The organism is Hydrogenobacter subterraneus (assembly GCF_055390195.1).
Map to the genome: position 1 here is coordinate 894,016 of NZ_AP042473.1, position 18,421 is coordinate 912,436.

Annotated in this window: 17 protein-coding genes; 16 read left to right on the forward strand and 1 reads right to left on the reverse strand. The window is 45.0% G+C overall.

The genetic code is table 11. From position 1 onward, the window contains the following. Position 1: 1 nt before the first annotated feature. The 13 genes from nuoL (ACZ5GB_RS04935) to ACZ5GB_RS04995 are packed head-to-tail and all read left to right on the forward strand — an operon-like array spanning position 2 to position 14,794. Entirely contained in the window at positions 2 to 1,906 is a 1,905-nt protein-coding gene (gene nuoL, locus ACZ5GB_RS04935; RefSeq protein ID WP_464326146.1) for an NADH-quinone oxidoreductase subunit L, read from the forward strand. Positions 1,907 to 1,909: 3 nt separating this feature from the next. Then, positions 1,910 to 3,409 (forward strand): complex I subunit 4 family protein, encoded by a 1,500-nt coding sequence (locus ACZ5GB_RS04940; protein WP_464326147.1) that lies wholly within the window; start codon positions 1,910 to 1,912, stop codon positions 3,407 to 3,409. 1 nt (position 3,410) lies between these two features. Beyond that, positions 3,411 to 4,862 (forward strand): NADH-quinone oxidoreductase subunit N, encoded by a 1,452-nt coding sequence (locus tag ACZ5GB_RS04945; protein ID WP_464326148.1) that lies wholly within the window; start codon positions 3,411 to 3,413, stop codon positions 4,860 to 4,862. 5 nt (positions 4,863 to 4,867) lie between these two features. Continuing rightward, entirely contained in the window at positions 4,868 to 5,239 is a 372-nt protein-coding gene (locus ACZ5GB_RS04950; RefSeq protein ID WP_464326149.1) for an NADH-quinone oxidoreductase subunit A, read from the forward strand. Between the two features lie 12 nt (positions 5,240 to 5,251). Beyond that, positions 5,252 to 6,970: an NADH-quinone oxidoreductase subunit D gene (locus ACZ5GB_RS04955; RefSeq protein ID WP_464326150.1), complete on the forward strand. Its 1,719-nt coding sequence runs from the start codon at positions 5,252 to 5,254 to the stop codon at positions 6,968 to 6,970. Between the two features lie 9 nt (positions 6,971 to 6,979). Next, positions 6,980 to 8,029: an NADH-quinone oxidoreductase subunit NuoH gene (gene nuoH / locus ACZ5GB_RS04960; protein ID WP_464326151.1), complete on the forward strand. Its 1,050-nt coding sequence runs from the start codon at positions 6,980 to 6,982 to the stop codon at positions 8,027 to 8,029. Between the two features lie 3 nt (positions 8,030 to 8,032). Next, positions 8,033 to 8,656 (forward strand): NuoI/complex I 23 kDa subunit family protein, encoded by a 624-nt coding sequence (locus tag ACZ5GB_RS04965; RefSeq protein WP_464326152.1) that lies wholly within the window; start codon positions 8,033 to 8,035, stop codon positions 8,654 to 8,656. Further along, positions 8,653 to 9,186, forward strand: a complete 534-nt coding sequence (locus tag ACZ5GB_RS04970; RefSeq protein ID WP_464326153.1) for an NADH-quinone oxidoreductase subunit J family protein — start codon at positions 8,653 to 8,655, stop codon at positions 9,184 to 9,186. The genes ACZ5GB_RS04965 and ACZ5GB_RS04970 overlap by 4 nt, the downstream gene beginning before the upstream one ends. Further along, positions 9,167 to 9,475, forward strand: a complete 309-nt coding sequence (gene nuoK / locus ACZ5GB_RS04975) for an NADH-quinone oxidoreductase subunit NuoK (RefSeq protein ID WP_464326154.1) — start codon at positions 9,167 to 9,169, stop codon at positions 9,473 to 9,475. Before ACZ5GB_RS04970 ends, nuoK begins: the two co-directional genes overlap by 20 nt. A 1-nt stretch (position 9,476) precedes the next feature. Next, complete coding sequence (gene nuoL / locus ACZ5GB_RS04980) at positions 9,477 to 11,294, forward strand: NADH-quinone oxidoreductase subunit L (RefSeq protein ID WP_464326155.1); 1,818 nt, start codon at positions 9,477 to 9,479, stop codon at positions 11,292 to 11,294. Positions 11,295 to 11,297: 3 nt separating this feature from the next. Next, positions 11,298 to 12,773, forward strand: a complete 1,476-nt coding sequence (locus tag ACZ5GB_RS04985) for a complex I subunit 4 family protein (protein ID WP_464326156.1) — start codon at positions 11,298 to 11,300, stop codon at positions 12,771 to 12,773. A 3-nt stretch (positions 12,774 to 12,776) separates the two neighbouring features. Next, entirely contained in the window at positions 12,777 to 14,159 is a 1,383-nt protein-coding gene (locus tag ACZ5GB_RS04990) for an NADH-quinone oxidoreductase subunit N (RefSeq protein WP_464326157.1), read from the forward strand. Then, a complete protein-coding gene (locus tag ACZ5GB_RS04995) occupies positions 14,159 to 14,794 on the forward strand; it encodes an MBL fold metallo-hydrolase (RefSeq protein ID WP_464326158.1) in 636 nt (211 codons plus the stop codon). The genes ACZ5GB_RS04990 and ACZ5GB_RS04995 overlap by 1 nt, the downstream gene beginning before the upstream one ends. A gap of 54 nt (positions 14,795 to 14,848) precedes the next feature. On the opposite strand, the gene ACZ5GB_RS05000 is transcribed toward ACZ5GB_RS04995, so the two are convergent. Further along, on the reverse strand, positions 14,849 to 15,697 hold the full coding sequence (locus ACZ5GB_RS05000) for a hypothetical protein (RefSeq protein ID WP_464326159.1): 849 nt from the start codon (positions 15,695 to 15,697) through the stop codon (positions 14,849 to 14,851). A 146-nt stretch (positions 15,698 to 15,843) separates the two neighbouring features. On the opposite strand from ACZ5GB_RS05000, the gene ACZ5GB_RS05005 reads away from it, so the two are divergent. From ACZ5GB_RS05005 to ACZ5GB_RS05015, 3 genes are read left to right on the forward strand one after another with little or no spacing between them, the layout of a single operon-like run. Then, complete coding sequence (locus ACZ5GB_RS05005) at positions 15,844 to 16,347, forward strand: DUF29 domain-containing protein (protein WP_464326160.1); 504 nt, start codon at positions 15,844 to 15,846, stop codon at positions 16,345 to 16,347. Next, positions 16,340 to 17,542, forward strand: a complete 1,203-nt coding sequence (trpB, locus tag ACZ5GB_RS05010; RefSeq protein WP_464326161.1) for a tryptophan synthase subunit beta — start codon at positions 16,340 to 16,342, stop codon at positions 17,540 to 17,542. Before ACZ5GB_RS05005 ends, trpB begins: the two co-directional genes overlap by 8 nt. Positions 17,543 to 17,550: 8 nt before the next feature. Next, positions 17,551 to 18,417, forward strand: coding sequence for a F0F1 ATP synthase subunit gamma (locus tag ACZ5GB_RS05015; RefSeq protein WP_464326162.1), 867 nt, complete (start codon positions 17,551 to 17,553; stop codon positions 18,415 to 18,417). The last annotated feature ends 4 nt before the right edge of the window (positions 18,418 to 18,421 follow it).

An 18,421-nucleotide genomic window follows, 5' to 3' on the forward strand; every position in this document is an offset into this window, starting at 1 on the left:
GATGGAAGGGCTACTAATACTACTTTCACCCTTAATAGCCTTTTTGGTAATAGGCCTGTTTGGCTCAAGGCTGGGAGATATGGCATCTGCCATCCTTTGCGTTCTTGGAGGACTCTTCTCCTTTCTCTTCTCCCTCTGGGCCACCTCAAAGGCACTACAAGAACCATTTAGCGTAAAGCTCTATGACTTTTTGCCCCTTGGCAATTACACACTGTCTTTGGGACTCTACTTTGACCCCCTTTCCTCTATAACTGCTTCTGTAGTGACCTTCGTTGCCACTCTTATCTTCATCTACTCTATTGGCTATATGTCTAACCTCTTTGGTCAGTGGACCTTTAAGTTCTATGCCTACCTTTCCCTGTTCCTCTTTGCCATGCTTCTGATTGTCTTGTCAGATAACCTTCTTGGCATCTTCTTTGGATGGGAAGGTGTGGGATTGGCTTCTTACCTTCTTATTGGCTACTTTCACACACAAAAGAAAGCAGCCAACGCATCTTTGGAAGCCTTTACACTAAACAGGATTGGAGACTGGTTTTTCCTCTTTGGCATAATAGCAAGCTTTTACCTTTTTGGCACACTAAACATAGTGGAGATATTTAGCAAGCTAAGTGGTGTGGATAAGGCCCTTTTGGGTCTTGCCTGTTTGTTGCTTTTTGGTGGAGCGGTAGGAAAGTCTGGGCAGTTGCCACTGCACACATGGCTACCAAACGCCATGGCAGGTCCAACGCCAGTGTCAGCCTTGCTACACGCAGCCACCATGGTAGCGGCAGGAGTCTATATGGTAGCAAGGCTATATCCCATGTTTGAGAGCGCACCACAGAGTTTAAAAGTGGTAGCGGTAATAGGCGGATTAACGGCCCTGTTTGCAGCATTGGCAGCAACCTCACACACAGACATAAAGAAGATAATAGCCTTTTCCACCATGAGCCAGCTTGGGCTAATGTTTTTGGCCTTAGGCCTTGGGGACAAGGTAGCGGCCATGTTCCACCTTACCACACACGCCTTTTTCAAGGCCCTACTCTTTTTATCGGCAGGTTCCATAATCCATGCCTTTCACCACCATGTGCATGACATATACGAGGTAGGCAATTTAAAGAAGTATATGCCCATAACCTACGCAAGCTTTTTAGTAGGAGCCTTAGCATTGGCTGGAATATTTCCTCTATCGGGCTTTTGGAGCAAGGACATGATAGTAGCCACGGCCTATGAGGCAAGCTTTGGCTGGGGGCTATTGGCATCGGTAGTAAGCTTGCTAACAGCCTACTACATATTCAGGGAAGGCTTTGTAATGTTTCATGGCAAAGAGAGGCACCATGGAGAGGAGCCACATGAAAGCCCTGGAGTGATGTTGGTGCCTATGGTAGTTTTAAGCATAATGGCAGTGGTAGCGGGCTTTTTTGAAGGATGGTATGGCAAAGTTTTTGGAGCGGAGAAAGAATTGCATTTAAACATAGCGGTGTTGTCAGTGGCCATAGGGCTAACAGGCATAGCCATAGCCTATGTGGTGTATATAAAGGGCATAATAAATCCAGAGAAGGCCTATGAGGCCCTAAAGCCTTTACATACTACCTTCAAAGAGCAGTTCTTTACAGAAAGGCTTTACCATAAGGTTTTGGCAAAGGGCTATATGTCCCTCTCAAGGGTGCTTTTCTTGGTGGGGGACAGGTTTATCATAGATGGCTTCCTAAACTTATTAAACTTTCTATACTTTAAAGTGGTTAAGTTCCTCTGGATGAAGCTGGATATAATACTTGTGGACCTTCTTATCAACGGTGTGGCAAGGCTTACCTACTGGACGGGCAAAAAGGTAAGAAATATACAAACGGGCCTTTTGAATAACTACGTAAGCTTTTTATTGATGGGCGTGATCTTAATACTTGGCATAATTCTATACAGTATGAGGTGAGGCATGGAAGGCTTTCCTTTGATTTCTATAAGTATGATACTGCCTTTGGTAGGCAGTCTTGTAATCCTTATTGCAAAGGAGGCCCTTTCTAAATGGATAGCTGTGGCTTTTAGCGGTATTGTTTTTCTCCTTTCTTTGATTTCTTTGTTCTTCTTTGATTTTTCCAAGGCGCACAAGGTTCAATTTGAGGAAAGGTATAGCCTTATTCCAGAGCTAAACTTAAGCCTTCACCTTGGCTTTGATGGCCTTTCTTATCTTATGTATATTCTTACCACCCTTACCTCTCTCTCCGCCATACTATGGTCCACAAGGGACCATCAGATAAGCCATAGGTTAAAGGAATACTTTGTGTGGTTTTTGTTAACAGAGAGCTTCCTGGTGGGTGTTTTTGCCAGCCTTGACCTTATGGTCTTCTATGTCTTTTATGAGCTAACCTTGGTGCCAATGTTCTTTGTTATAGGTATATGGGGCTACAAGCTAAGGATGTATTCGGCCTATAAGTTCTTCATATATATATTTGTATCCTCCCTCTTTTTGCTTCTTGGTATAGTAAGCATTGCGGTCCAGCATTACAAACAGTTTGGTAAGTTTTCCTTCAACTACTTTGACCTTATAAACAACAGGTATAGCCTTGAGTTTGAGGTTTTTATGTTCCTTTTGTTCCTTATCGCCTTTGCGGTAAAAACGCCCATAGTGCCTTTCCATACATGGCTACCGGACGCCCACGGTGAGGCACCAACGGCTGGCTCTGTGGTCCTTGCGGCCATACTCCTTAAGATGGGCACCTACGCACTCCTTAGGTTCAACATAGGCCTGTTTCCAGAGGCTTCCGTGTTCCTTATGCCACTTATGGTCCTTTGGGGCATATTCTCCATAGTCTTTGCCTCTTGGTTCACCATAAGCCAGAGTAATGTAAAGAGGTTTGTGGCATACTCTTCCGTTAGCCATATGGGCTTTGTGGTAGCTGGTATGTTCCTTTTGAATGCAGAAGGTTTGAGGGCAAGCATTACAGAGATGTTCGCCCATGGCCTTACCTCCTCCGCTCTGTTTATGATGGCAGGCTTTATATACAACAGGCTTCACAGCTTTAACATGCAGGCCCTAAAAGGTAGTATAAAGTTCATGCCCTTGTTCGCCGTGCTTGTGGCCATTACAGGCTTTTCCTCCATGGGCCTTCCCGGTGGTTCCTCCTTCTGGGGTAAGTTCCTCACCATAGTGGGTGCAAGAGAATACAGCCTTATACTTGCCTTCCTTGTAATAGTAGGTGCTTTCTTTAGCGCCGTGTATGTTCTTTACCTTTTGAAAACCCTCTACTTGGATACAAAGGAAGAGAGCAGGCTTGTGCATTTTACCGATATAAGGGGTTATAAGCTCCTTGCTTACCTTCTCGTTGTGGTGCCGATGCTTATGGTTGGCTTTCTTCCCTTCCTATTCTTCGCCTTTTATGACCCTTACATAGACCACCTTCTAAAAGCCATCATAATAAGGATAGTGGGGGGCTAAGATGGAACAGCTGGTAAGATTGGAATTTCCCAACCTTTGGCTTGTCCTCCCAGAACTTATAGTACTGATAACGGGCTTTATCCTCTTTAGCTTAGACCTTATATACAAAAGGATAAACCATGCCCTTGCCATAAGCGTAAGCCTCACAGGCTACATAATAGCTTTGCTCTTTCTTGTCCTAAACCCTAACATGAAGGGAGAAACCTTTTACGGCTTGTATTATAGGGATAGCTTTTCAACTCTGGTGCAGGTCTTTATGCTCCTCCTTACCATATTCCTCCTTGGCTTTACATACAAGTATTACAAGCACAAAAGGTCCTTATACGGAGAGTTTTATTACATCCTTAACTTTTCCTTGGTAGGTGGCATGTTCCTTGCCTCTTCCTATAACCTTATAGTGCTTTATGTGGCCCTTGAGGCCGTATCCATATCCTTTTACATCCTTACGGCCCTTCTTAGGTCCGACTTTAACTCCAAGGAAGGTGCCTTCAAATACCTCATGCTTGGTGGCCTTTCCATAGCCTTGGCCTCTTATGGTGCCGGCTTTATGTATCTATACTCTGGCTCTTTGGACCTAAGGTATATCCTCACCCATGTAGGTGAAAACCACTACTTTTTAGTTTTGGGCCTTGTGCTTTTCCTTATAGGCTTTGCCATAAAGATAGGAGCTGTGCCTTTCCACTTTTGGCTTCCAGATGCCTACCAAGGCGCTCCTACGCCCATAACGGCCTACATGGCTTCCTTTGGAAAGCTTGCCTTCTTTGCTCCCCTTGTAAGGCTAATGCCCTACGTTCAAGAACACTTCTCCTACGCTTGGATAACCACCGTAGGCATCATATCAGCCCTCACCATGCTTTATGGAAATCTGACAGCCCTTGCGCAAAAGGATGTAAAGAGGCTTTTGGCTTACTCTTCTATAGCCCATTCTGGATACATAATGGCAGGTATTGCCATTGCCAAGGTTATCGGCCTAAAGGCTGTGATCTACTTTTTGATAGCCTATGCCCTTATGGGCTTTGGTAGTTTTATGGTGCTTGCCTTGCTTGAAAGGGTTCCCAACTGGGAAAACAGGCTTGAACAGTTTTCTGGTCTTAGGTTTTCCTCTCCTTGGCTTGCCTTGTCTTTTATGATAATGCTCCTTGCCCTTCTCGGTGTTCCGCCCACCGTTGGCTTTGTGGGAAAGGCTTTAGTCTTTATGTCCCTTTCCTTTGGAAGCCTTTGGTGGCTTGCCCTTGTGATGATAGTGGCTACCGGTATATCCACGGGATATTACCTGAGGATAACGGCCCTTATGTTTATGAAGGAGCCTAACGGGGAATTTAGCCTTTCTCTTTCCGGTGCAGAAAAGTTGCTTATAATGCTTATAACCATAGGCGTTGTCTTGCTCGGTGCTGTGCCTATAATATTATGGAACTTTGTTAGTGCTTCGGCAGAAAACCTTTTTATGAGGTGAAAGGCATGGGCTACTTGGCGCTGTTGATATTCTTTGTTATTATGCTTGGCCTTGCGCTGGTCTTTGTGTTTATAAACTATATACTTGGTCCCAAGTCCCAAGATGCACTTCAGGACTATCCTTATGAATGTGGTGTGCCTTTGTATGATCAATCCGCCCAGGCCACCTTTCATCAAGGTTATTATCTCTTGGGCCTTTTGCTCCTGCTCTTTGACATAGAAGCTGCCTTTCTCTTTCCTTGGACGGTAGTGTATAGATACCTTGGCGTATTTGGCTTTATTGAGATGTTCCTATTTATCCTTATACTTACCTACGGGCTTTTATACGCTTGGAGAAGAGGTGCCTTAAACTGGCAGTTTGAAGAAGAAAGTCTATAAAGGAGTTGAAAGATGCCTTGGGCAAAGGGTGAAGACTTTATTGACCTAAAGGAAAGGTTTAGAGAGCTACAGATAGAAGAAAAACCAACCATTACGGCCCTACACATACCAAAAAGCGACCTTATAGAGCTTCTAAAGGCTTTAAAAGAAGAAAAGGGCTTTAAACTTTTCCTTGACCACTCGGTTATTGACTTTCCAGACAAAAAGCCAAGGTTCCAGGCCTTTTACATACTCTACAACGTGGATGAAAGGAAAAGAGTAGTAGTAAAAACATGGACCGATGGCGAACTCCCTTCCATAGAAAAGCTCTGGTTTGCAGGCAAATGGGCCGAAAGGGAATGCTACGATATGTTTGGCATCAAATACGAAGGGCATGAGAACCTTGTAAGGGCCTTTATGTGGGAAACATACCAGTATTATCCTCTACGGAAGGACTTCCCTCTGGAAGGCTACGCTACCGAATACCTTCCTTCCTTGAACGAGGTCCTTTGGGGCGACAACCTTCAGGGCCTTATGAACTACGATAAAATGCACACGCCTGTGCCAACCCTTGAGGACCTTGAGATTACAGAAAAGAAAAGACTAAAAAAGAAGGCACAGATAGTGCTTAATTGGGGACCCTTGCACCCAGGCACTCACGGAACTATGTGGTTCCTCTTTGACCTTGAAGGGGAAAGGGTCTATCAGTGCGATGTTATATTGGGCCAGCTACACAGGGGCGTGGAAAAGCTGGCGGAGAATGAGATGTATAATCAGTTCTTGGTCTACACGGACCGTATGGATTACCTTTCTGCCCTGTGTTCCAATCAGGCATGGGTTGTGGCCGTAGAAAGGCTTCTTGGCATAGAGGACCTTGTGCCAGAAAAGGCAAAGTATATAAGGACTATGATGTCCGAGCTTCAAAGGATAAACTCTCACCTTCTTTGGCTTGGCACCTACGCCCTTGACCTTGGAGCATTGACCATATTCCTATATGCCTTTAAAGAAAGAGAAAAGCTTATGGACATAATAGAGGGCATAACGGGTGCAAGGCTCACCATATCTTATCCAAGGGTGGGTGGTGTGCGTATGGACCTGCCAGAGGGAGCATTGGAAGTGATAAAGGCCTTTATAAAGAGATTTCCTAAAGAGCTTAAGGAGTGGGAGACCATACTAAGCAGGAATAGGATTTGGCTAAGGAGAAACATAGGCGTTGGTGTGATAAGTAAAGAGGATGTTTATTTCTATGGTCTTACCGGCCCTGTGGCAAGGGGTTCTGGCGTGCCTTATGACCTTAGAAAGTTTGAACCTTACGATGCTTACGGATGGGTGGAGTTTGATATTCCCGTGGGAGAAAATGGAGATGTTTATGATAGATACCTGGTAAGGCTTGAGGAGATGAGACAAAGCCTTAGGATCATTGAACAGTGTGTGAATGTCTTAGAAAGGATGCCTAAGTCAGCGCCCTTCTTTGCCGAATCTCCAGACCCCAAAAAGATAAAGCTTTCCTTGGATGGTATAGGTCTAAAAGTGCCAGAGGGAGAGATATACTCCTCTGGAGAGAACCCAAGGGGTGAGCTGGGTTTTTACATATACTCCACCGGCGGTATAAAGCCTTACAGGGTAAAGATAAGGCCCGGCTCCATGTACAATCTATGTATATATCCAAAGCTTATGAAGGATAGGGTTATTGCCGACGCAGTGGCCATTTTGGCAAGCCTTGACCCAGTGGTAGGAGAAATAGACAGGTAGGAGGAAAGGATGGAAGGTGTTTTGGCTTGGCTTGTGATAACCATTATAAAGATACTGGTAATCCTGGGTATAGTGCTTGGCATAGGTGCCTACCTTACCCTTGTGGAAAGGAAGGTGGCAGCCCACATTCAAAGAAGACCGGGACCTATGGTAGTAGGATGGCATGGCCTACTACAGCCTTTGGCAGACGGCCTTAAGCTCCTTACAAAGGAGGACCTATTCCCAAGGTATGGCAACAGGTTTTTGTATAACCTTGCCCTTGTAATGGCCTTAGTACCTGCCACCCTTGTTTTTGCAGTAGTCCCCTTTGGCCCAGAGTTTGAAGCTTTTGGTATAAAGATAAAGCCCATACTTACCGACGTAAACGTAGGGCTTCTTCTGGTTTTTGCCCTTGGTTCCATGGCCGTATTTGCCATAGCCTTGGCTGGCTGGGCCTCCAACTCTAAGTATGCCCTAATAGGCTCTATGAGAAAGGCTGGCATTATCATCTCTTATGAAGTGGTCATAACCTTTGCGGTAATGGGACCCATCATATTGGCCGGCACCCTTTCCACCTACGACATAGTTCAAAAGCAGATAGAACAAAAGCTTTGGTATATATGGCTTCAGCCCTTGGCCTTTGTGGTTTATATGTTTGCCATGCTGGCGGAAACTGGAAGGGTCCCCTTTGACATACAGGAGGCCGAGGCAGAGCTGGTGACAGGCTTTACCGTGGAGTATGGTGGTATGAAGTTTGGTCTTTTCCCCCTTGTAGAGTGGTATGTGGAGGTGCTTTCCCTTTCGGCCATTGCGGTGGTCCTCTTCTTAGGTGGCTGGTCCCCCATAAACATACCCTTCCTTGGCTTTGTAGACCCTCTTTTCTTCCTTGGTCCATTTTCGCCCTATGTTTGGTTTGTCTTAAAAGTAAGCCTTCTTTTCCTCTTTGTCCTTTGGCTACACTGGACCCTTCCAAGGTATAGGATTGACCAGATAACCGAAACGGCATGGAAGGTAATGCTTCCGCTTACCTTTATTAACTTGGTGCTAACGGCCATAGTGGCACCCCTTGTATGGAGGTAAAACATGGTTAAAAAGGTTTTTGAAAGGCCCTTGAGCTGGTTTGAAAGGATACTCTTCTTGGATTTTATAAAAGGCCTCTCCATAACCATAAGGCATGCCTTCAGAAAAACCATAACCACCCACTATCCTTATGAAAAGCTCACGCCACCAAAACGTTTTAGGGGCTTTTTTGGACATAAGGTAGTGGATGGAAGAGAGCCACAGCCCGCCTTTGACGAGTGGGTGGAGAGGTTTAAGATAAAGGTGGAGCCTGGGAAAAGCAGGTGCGTAGTATGTATGCTTTGCAAAAGGGCATGCCCTGTGCCACAGCTTTTTGAGATAGAGGGTGAAAAGCTTCCGGATGGGAGGAGAAGGGTCTCAATCTTTAACATGAACATGATGCTTTGCACCTTTTGTGGTTTTTGCGTAGATGCCTGTCCTGTGGACTGCCTTTTCCAAAGCGATATTCACGAGACGGCCAGCTACACAAGGAAGGATGCGGTGCTTGACCTTGAGACCTTAGAAAGGATAGGAAGGGATTGGCAAAGAAGAAGGGAGGATGAACCAGATAGGATATGGATAGATGACCACCAAAGACAAAGGCTGTGGTATGAAAACTCCATAAATCTACCGGAGGTAAAAAGGTGATCCAATGGATAGTTTTCTTGCTCTTTTCTGCCTTGGCAATCTTTTCCGCCCTTGGTGTAGTTTTTTTGCCTAATCCTATCTATGTAATACTTGCCCTTCTTTCCGTTCTCGTTTCTGTGGCTGGTATATTCTTTGTGGCTGGTGCGGAGCTTGTAGGAGCCATCCAGCTACTTATATACGCCGTTGCTGTGGCCGTCTTTTACGTCTTTGTGCTAACTGCAGTCCCTTGGGAAAAGGCTCTTAAAAAGGACAGCCACTATAGGGTAGCGGGTGTGCTATCCTTTCCTCTTATATTGCTACTTTACTTGGAGATGGTCCTTGTCTTCCTCATAGGTGTAAGCGTATCTCCCAAAGGTCAATTTAGAGAGCTTATACAAAAGTTTGGCAACACAGAGGTAGTAGGTGTTATACTGTTTAGTAAGTACTTTTTGGCTTTTGAACTGGTTTCTTTGGTTCTTCTTATTGGTATGATAGGCGCTGTTTTGATAGGAAGGAAGGAGGCTCAGGTTTATGAAGATGATACCCCTTGAAGCATATTTGATACTTAGCATTGTTCTGTTTGGCCTTGGTGTTTTTGGTATGATAGTGCGCAGGAATATGGTAACAGTGCTTATGAGCATGGAGCTGGCTCTAAATGCGGTAAATATACTTTTCGTAGGTGCAGACGCCCATCTTAGCTTGGTGGATGGCCAGGTCTTTGCCCTCTTTATTATAGCCCTTGCTGCCGCAGAAGCGGCCGTAGGCCTTGGTATAATAATAGCCATATTTAGGCTAAGGAAGGTAGATTCTACAGATGAAATAGTGGATATGAGGGGCTAAGATGGAAATACTAATACTACTTTCACCCTTAATAGCCTTTTTGGTAATAGGCCTGTTTGGCTCAAGGCTGGGAGATATGGCATCTGCCATCCTTTGCGTTCTTGGAGGACTCTTCTCCTTTCTTTTCTCCCTCTGGGCCACCTCAAAGGCACTACAAGAACCATTTAGCGTAAAGCTCTATGACTTTTTGCCCCTTGGCAATTACACACTGTCTTTGGGACTCTACTTTGACCCCCTTTCCTCTATAACTGCTTCTGTAGTGACCTTCGTTGCCACTCTTATCTTCATCTACTCTATTGGCTATATGTCTAACCTCTTTGGTCAGTGGACCTTTAAGTTCTATGCCTACCTTTCCCTGTTCCTCTTTGCCATGCTTCTGATTGTCTTGTCAGATAACCTTCTTGGCATCTTCTTTGGATGGGAAGGTGTGGGATTGGCTTCTTACCTTCTTATTGGCTACTTTCACACACAAAAGAAAGCAGCCAACGCATCTTTGGAAGCCTTTACACTAAACAGGATTGGAGACTGGTTTTTCCTCTTTGGCATAATAGCAAGCTTTTACCTTTTTGGCACACTAAACATAGTGGAGATATTTAGCAAGCTAAGTGGTGTGGATAAGGCCCTTTTGGGTCTTGCCTGTTTGTTGCTTTTTGGTGGAGCGGTAGGAAAGTCTGGGCAGTTGCCACTGCACACATGGCTACCAAACGCCATGGCAGGTCCAACGCCAGTGTCAGCCTTGCTACACGCAGCCACCATGGTAGCGGCAGGAGTCTATATGGTAGCAAGGCTATATCCCATGTTTGAGAGCGCACCACAGAGTTTAAAAGTGGTAGCGGTAATAGGCGGATTAACGGCCCTGTTTGCAGCATTGGCAGCAACCTCACACACAGACATAAAGAAGATAATAGCCTTTTCCACCATGAGCCAGCTTGGGCTAATGTTTTTGGCCTTAGGCCTTGGGGACAAGGTAGCGGCCATGTTCCACCTTACCACACACGCCTTTTTCAAGGCCCTACTCTTTTTATCGGCAGGTTCCATAATCCATGCCTTTCACCACCATGTGCATGACATATACGAGGTAGGCAATTTAAAGAAGTATATGCCCATAACCTACGCAAGCTTTTTAGTAGGAGCCTTAGCATTGGCTGGAATATTTCCTCTATCGGGCTTTTGGAGCAAGGACATGATAGTAGCCACGGCCTATGAGGCAAGCTTTGGCTGGGGGCTATTGGCATCGGTAGTAAGCTTACTAACAGCCTACTACATATTCAGGGAAGGCTTTGTAATGTTTCATGGCAAAGAGAGGCACCATGGAGAGGAGCCACATGAAAGCCCTGGAGTGATGTTGGTGCCTATGGTAGTTTTAAGCATAATGGCAGTGGTAGCGGGCTTTTTTGAAGGATGGTATGGCAAAGTTTTTGGAGCGGAGAAAGAATTGCATTTAAACATAGCGGTGTTGTCAGTGGCCATAGGGCTAACAGGCATAGCCATAGCCTATGTGGTGTATATAAAGGGCATAATAAATCCAGAGAAGGCCTATGAGGCCCTAAAGCCTTTACATACTACCTTCAAAGAGCAGTTCTTTACAGAAAGGCTTTACCATAAGGTTTTGGCTTACGGCTATCTTTTCTACTCAAGGGTGCTATATGCCACGGCGGAAAGACAGCTTATAGATGGTTTGGTAAATTCTTCCTATGTGGGCGTGCGTGCCTTGGGTGGTCTTTTAAAGGCCTTGCAGGCAGGCAAGCTTAACCTATATATACTCTTCCTTTCTGTTGGCTTTTTGGCCCTTTTATTCTTAGTAATCTTTTGGAGGTAAAGGATGGAAAAGCTTCTTAACCTTGCCATATTTCTTCCATTGCTTGGTGCCATAGCGGTTGGCATTGTCAGAAAGGAAAAGTTTTCAAAGCTTATCTCCTTGGCTATCTCCTTTGTAGTTTTCCTCATAATGCTATACCTCTTTGTAAACTTTGACTGGTCTTTAAAAGGTTTCCAGTACATCACAAAGGTAGACTGGATACCTTCCCTCGGTATTTCTTACCATGTGGGTGTGGACGGCATGGCCATATCCCTACTTTTGATGACCTCTTTGGTCTTTTTGGTTGCCTTTTTATGGTCCTGGAAGATAGAGGACAGGCCAAACCTTTACTTTGCTCTCTTCCTTGCTTTGGAGACTGCCTGTTTGGGTGTTTTTTCCGCCTTAGACCTATTCCTCTTTTACCTATTTTGGGAAGGTATGCTCATTCCCATGTATTTCATCATAGGCCTTTGGGGCCATGATAGAAAGGTCTATGCTGCCAACAAGTTCTTTGTATATACCTTCTTCGGTAGCGTTTTCCTCCTTCTTGGCCTTGCCAGCATAGTGGTCTATGGCTATATGATGACCGGCAAAATATCCTTTGACTACCTTTTCCATCTTAGCTTTTCCTATCCTATGCTTTTGCAAACCATTGCCTTCTTCCTCTTTGGCATAGGCTTTGCGGTAAAGATACCCATGTGGCCAGTGCATACATGGCTTCCTGATGCTCACGTGGAAGCGCCAACGGCCGGCTCTGTAATACTTGCCGCCGTGCTTTTGAAGATGGGCACCTTTGGCTTTGTGAGGTATTCTTTGCCCCTTTTCCCTGAGGCAAGCAAACAGTTCATACCACTTATCTTCTTCCTTAGCCTTGTAGCCATAATTTACACTGCTATGATGGCCATAGCCCAAACGCATATCAAAAGGCTTATAGCCTACTCTTCCATAAGCCACATGGGTGTGGTAACCCTTGGCACCTTTGCCATGGACCACAACGCTCTAAACGGCGCCATATACATGATGATAGCCCACGGTCTTTCCTCCGCAGCCCTCTTTATGTCCGCCGGCTTTATATACGACCGTATACACTCCTACCATATGGATGATCTGGGAGGATTGGCCAGGTATGTACCAAAATTGGCTGTGTTCTTTATGATAGCTGGACTTGCAGGCATAGGCTTTCCGGGCTTGGCTGGCTTTGTGGCTGAGTTTTTGGTCTTCCTCGGCACCTACAAAAGCTTCCCCATATGGGCCTTCATAGCAGGCTCTGGTGTGGTTCTGTCCGCCGCCTACTTCCTATACATGTATAAAAGGGTCATGTTTGAAGAGGAAACTCTCTCCGAATACAGGCTTGAAAAGTGGAAGCACCTAAAGGACTTAGAAGCCCATCACACCCTCTCCTTTGTGCTTATAATAGCCTTAGCATTGCTCATGGGCCTTTATCCTTACCCCTTTGTAAAGATAATAGAGCAAACCACCAAATACGTGTTGGGAGGCTAAGAAGTGAATTGGAATGTCCTATTGCCTGAGCTTGTGCTTGCCTTTGGCATACTCCTTCTTTTTATACTTGACCTCTTTGCCAGCAAAAAACACTATAGGACTCTTACATACATATCAGCCCTTGTGCCAATAGCCTCTTTGATAAGCCTACTTTTTGTGAATTACCCCTCAAAAACCCTCTTTGACCTCTTTGAAGTAAACTCTTTAAACCTGCTTGGAAAGGCAGTAATATACTTGCTTACAAGCTTGGCCATCTTTTCCATGCAGGACTATTATGAAAAGAAGAACTCTGTATACACAGAACTCTCTTACCTTCCCCTTATGCCCACCCTAGGTCTTTCTATCCTCCTTTCTTCCAACAACCTTGTCCTTCTCTTCCTCTCCCTTGAGCTTGCAAGTATAAGCATGTATGTGCTTGTGTCCCTTCAAAGGGATGAATACTTTTCAAAAGAAGCCGGCTTTAAATACCTTGTAATAGGTGCGGTAGGCACATCCATGCTTGCCCTTGGCTCTGCCTTTTACTACGCCAGCACCGGTAGCCTCTTTTTCAAAGAATACAGGGACGAAAACAGCCTATTTTTGCTTGCCATGTTCCTCATACTCTCCGCCTTGGCACTCAAAGCCTCCGCAGTCCCATACCACTTTTGGACACCAGACGCCTACGAGGGTGCCCCCACACCTATAACAGGATACTTATCCTCCGTGCCAAAGGTGGCCATCTACTTCTTCCTTGTAAAGCTCCTATCTTACTTTTACCATCTTAAGCAATGGCTTATCCTTGTAGCCCTCCTTTCTCTCCTTTCCATGTTCTACGCCAACTTTGTGGCCTACGCCCAAAGGTCTGTAAAAAGGCTCCTTGCTTACTCCACCATAGCCCATGCGGGCTACTTCTTCCTTGGACTGGCCACAGCCCAGCCAAACCTTCAAAAGGCTCTGCTATTTTATGTTTCCCTATATGCCTTTGCAAGCCTTGGAAGCTTTGTCCTTATGGCCTCCCTTGAAAAGAGGGAAGGCTTTAGCCACCATATACTTGACTACAGAGGGCTGTTTAAAGACCACCCAGCCCTTGCCTCCATCTTTGCCCTATTCCTCTTTGCCTTCATAGGCATTCCACCCATGGCCCTCTTTGTTGGTAAGCTTGGCCTCTTTATGGGTCTTGTAAACTCCATGCTCTTCCCCCTTGCCCTTGCCTTTGTAGTTGCCAGCATCATATCCGCAGGCTACTACCTTAGAGTTATAGTCTCCATGTTCCTTGAGGAGGGTGAAAAGAAGTATCCACCTGCCAAGGTCTCCGGTGGAGAGGCCCTTACCCTTATGGTTTGTTCCCTATTTATGCTTCTTTTGGGTATTTTCCCACATCTTTTTTACGACCTTATCAAATTCTAATGCTTTTAAAAGTCTTACCGGTTGGGCTTCTTTCTGTAAACTGTTCCATAGTGGTGGATGAGGAAAGTGGTAAGGCCCTTGTGGTAGACCCCGGAGCGGACCCACAAAGGATAATAAAAGAGCTACAGCCCTTTGAACTTGTGGGCATTGTGGCCACCCATGGACACATAGACCATGTGGGACAGGTAAAAACCCTAAAGGAACACTTTAATGCACCCTTTTACATGCACCCAGCGGACAAGTTTCTTCTTAGCAACCCCCTCTGGCCCGGCTTTGAAAGACAGATAGGAGCCAATTTCCCCTGCCCAGACCCAGATGTAGAGCTAAAGGATGGAATGGAGATAAGGTTTGGAAAAAGCAAACTTAAAGTTATTCACACTCCCGGGCATACTCCCGGCCTTTGCTGTCTTTATTCAGAGGAGGATAAAACCCTAATAGCGGGAGACCTTCTTTTTAAAGGCGGTGTGGGAAGGTGGGACCTTCCGGGCGGAAGCCTTGAGGACCTAAGGAAGTCTTTGAAAAGGATATTCTCAGAGCTTGAGGACGATGTGCTTGTTATAACTGGGCATTATGAGGAGACTACCATAGGACAGGAGAGGCTTTTTAATCCATACCTTAGAAGCCTTTTTGCATAAAATTTTTTTGTCTCATTTATTTTTATCATAAAAACTAATACGCCGGGTGAGAAATTAGACCTCAAGTTTACCCCTCCTATAATAGCTATATCCAATAGCATAAGCATATACATACACAAGCACACAAGTTAAAGTCCTCCACCCACTACCAGCATTAAAAAGCTTTATCTGACTTATAACACCTTCCACTACCTGCCTTTTTGCCCTCATCTCCCTACTACCACACACAATCACACCTTCACAACCCCTATAACCCCTATCTCCATACACCACACAACTCTCCACAAGCTTCCTAAACCATAAACTCCTTCTCTTCCTTTCCCTAAATGCCCTAACCTCATGCACACTTCCAAAGCTTATCCACACATCATAAACTCTTCCCCACCTATCACATAACACCATCATCAACATGCCATACCTGACCTCCTCAAACTCCACTACCTTCCCATTGTCTCTCCGAACTATCTTCCTTCTCCTCTTTGCCCACCATACCTTCCCTCTTACCCTCCTTATCTTCTGTGTCCTCGCCCTGTTTACATTGGCTATGTCCACTATGGTTCCATCTATTACAAGTTCTATCTTCTTACCATACAAAAGCCTTGCTAAAATCATAAGCCTCAGCTTGTGAAGCTTGTATTCTCTCAATATCCTGTATACTCTCTTGAGTCTGTATCTTCTGAAGATATGCCATGATTGTATGGATGGGTCAATAAGTAGTTTAGCTAAGGTGAGGACTTTTGTATTGGTTATGTAGGAGAGTATAAAGATGGCTGCTATATGGATGTCTGTGAGTTTAGGCTTTCTGCCTGCTTTAGCTTTTGGCACATTAAGGAATGGCAAGGCATTTTCAAGGTCTTTTAGGATTTGTTGGTAGATGCGTAGGTAAGGTGGTATAATTTCCATGGTAAAAACCTCCGATGGTTTTTAGGGCTACTATTATAGTAGCCCTGCTGTCTTTTTATTGATATGGAAGGTTTAGCTTAAAGGGAATTTCTCACTCGGCGTATTTATTTTTATCATAAAAACTAATGAAGCAGTATATTAATAGTATGAGGACCATAAGCAAAGAGGAATTAAAAGAGCTTTATGAAAAGGACTTTCCCCTTTGGGTGGAGAAAAACTTGGAACTCCTTAGAGAAAAAGCCTACGACTTGGTAGACTGGGAGAACCTTCTGGAGGAGATAGAGGATATGGGACTAAGACATCTTGAGAGTTGTATGAGCCATCTGGCGGTGATTTTGGAGCATCTTTACAAATGGGACCACTTTAGAGGGCTAACAAAAGCTGGAAAAGAAAAAGGAGGGCTTAGTTGGATAAAGAGTGTGGAGAATGCAAGGGATAGGATAGTGGTCCTCTTTAGGAGATACCCAAGCCTCAAGGCTAAACTACCGATGGAGCTTCAGTCTGCCTGGATTGAGGCGGTAGGTAATTTAAGAATATGGCTTAGAGAATTGGGAGAAGACCCAGACCAATATCATATCCCAGAAGAATGCCCCTACACCTACGAAGAAGCCATGAAAAGAGATTTAAGAAAGGAGGCAATAGATGAATAAAATCCATACCTATCCCGATGAAAAAGGCTATTTTGGAGAGTTCGGCGGAAAGTTTGTTCCGGAAACTCTAATGTATGCCCTTGAAGAGCTGGAAGAGGCCTATAAGGAAGCAAAGGAGGACCCATCCTTTTGGGATGAATTTAACCACTACCTTAAAAGCTTTGCAGGAAGGCCCACGCCACTGTATTTTGCAAAGAACTTAACCCAGTATGCTGGAGGAGCAAAGATATACATAAAGAGGGAGGACCTTCTGCACACAGGAGCCCACAAGATAAACAACACCTTAGGACAGGCACTTCTTGCCAAGAGGATGGGAAAAAGGAGGATAATAGCGGAAACGGGTGCTGGCCAGCATGGTGTGGCAACGGCTACTGCCTGCGCCCTTTTGGGGCTTGAATGCGTAGTATATATGGGAGAAGAGGATGCGGAGCGCCAGAAGCTAAACGTCTTTAGGATGAGGCTATTGGGTGCGGAAGTAAGGGTGGTAAAAAGCGGATCAAGGACCCTAAAGGATGCTATAAACGAAGCCTTAAGGGATTGGGTGACCAATGTGGAAAATACCCATTACATAATAGGCTCTGTGGTGGGACCTCATCCCTTTCCCATGATGGTTAGAGACTTTCAGAAGGTGATAGGTGAGGAGACAAAGGCACAGCTTATGGAGTTGGAGGGAAGGCTTCCCGATGCGGTGGTCGCCTGCGTAGGTGGAGGCTCAAATGCCATGGGCATATTCTATCCCTTTATAGAACATCCAGAAGTTAGGCTCATAGGCGTGGAGGCTGGAGGCCTTGGTCTTGAGACTGGCAAGCATGCAAGCTCCATAAACGGTGGCTCTCCGGGTGTGCTTCACGGCATGAAGTCTTACTTTTTACAAGACGAAGAAGGGCAGATCCTTACAACCCATTCTATCTCCGCAGGGCTTGACTACCCTGGAGTTGGCCCAGAGCATGCCTATCTTTTCAAAAGCAAAAGGGCAGAATACATCTATGCCACAGATCAAGAGGCTCTTGAGGGTTTTAAACTCCTTTCAAGGCTTGAAGGTATAATACCAGCCCTTGAGCCAGCCCATGCGGTCTTAAAGGTAGTAGAGTTGTCAAAAGGTATAGGGAAGGGAGGCATTGTTGTGTTTAATTTGTCTGGAAGGGGTGATAAGGATATGCTTCATGTGATGAAATACTTAGATACTATGCTATAATATTCCACATGCCAAAGCTTTCACCCAGGGATATAAGAAGAAAGATACAAGGTATAAGAAATACCCGTAGAATTACCAATGCCATGAAGGTAGTTTCCGCAGCAAAGCTCAGGCGTGCTCAGGAGCTAATATACGCTTCCAGGCCTTATTCGGAAAGGTTGTACGAAGTTCTCAAAAGCCTATCCTCCCATATAGACCCCCAAAGCCACCCTCTTTTTGAAATAAGAGAAGAAAAGGTTTGCGACCTTGTGCTTATAACCGCAGATAGAGGCTTGGCAGGAGCCTTCAACTCAAACCTAATAAGGAAGGCGGAGGAGTTTATAGGAGAAAAGCAAGGAAAGGGCATAAAGGTAAACTTGGTGCTTATAGGTAGAAAGGGTGCCCAATACTTTGGAAAGAGAAGCTATCCCATTCTAAAAGCCTACGATGAGGTTTTTAGGAAGGAGATAAACTTTGAAGTGGTCAAAGAGGTTGGAGAGCTGTTAAGGGAAAGGTATACAAAAAAGGAAACGGATGTCGTTTATCTTTTGAACAATGAGATGATTACAAGGGTAAGCTATAAGCCCGTGCTTAGAACCTTTTTACCCTTTGAAAGGATTGAAGGCGAAGGGGATTATGGCACTTATGAGTTTGAAGTGGACAAGGACCTATTCTTAAACAAGCTCATAGACCTCTACCTTAACTACCAGATATACAGAGCCATGCTTGAGTCTAACGCTTCTGAACACTTTGCTCGTATGGTGGCTATGGACAACGCCACAAGGAATGCGGATGAGCTTATAAAGAGCTGGACCCTTATCTTTAACAAGGCAAGGCAAGAGTCTATTACCTCTGAGCTTATAGATATAGTTAATGCAGTTGAAGCAATGAAATAAAGGA